At 63.1% G+C, this 409-nt stretch carries 1 protein-coding gene; it reads right to left on the bottom strand.

From position 1 onward, the window contains the following. Positions 1–166: 166 nt before the first annotated feature. The coding region (locus SFHG_RS10735; RefSeq protein WP_202898018.1) for a hypothetical protein at positions 167–409 on the bottom strand (243 nt) is incomplete at its 5' end.

The following is a 409-nucleotide window of genomic DNA, read 5'->3' on the forward strand; positions in this document are numbered from 1 at the left end:
TTGTACAGGGCCGCGGGGCAGACGCGGACCAGCTTGAGGAACTCCTCGTTGTAGGCCTCGGAGCCGTCGTCCTCGGCCAGCTCGATGTGCGGGGTCTCCTCGTCGACCTCGTACTTGTTGACGGACAGCGCCTCGTCGACGTTGACCGTGATCTCGCAAACCTTGCTCACAGCGCCTTCACCGCCTTCATGACCTCGCGGCCGAGCTTGAGCGCGCCGCGCTTCTTGATGATGGGCTTCATACGCTTCATCAACGGCTGCTGCGGGGCGCCGTCGACGCTGAACATCGCGTTGAAGACCTCCTTGACCATCACCGGGTAGTCGGTGAACATGCTGCCCCACTCCTCCATGACGTGCGGCCACTTGGAGAAGGTGCGCAGGTCCTGGATGACGAACGAGCCCTCCATGGC

This window comes from Senegalimassilia anaerobia JC110 (genome assembly GCF_000236865.1).
GTDB classification, from domain to species: domain Bacteria; phylum Actinomycetota; class Coriobacteriia; order Coriobacteriales; family Eggerthellaceae; genus Senegalimassilia; species Senegalimassilia anaerobia.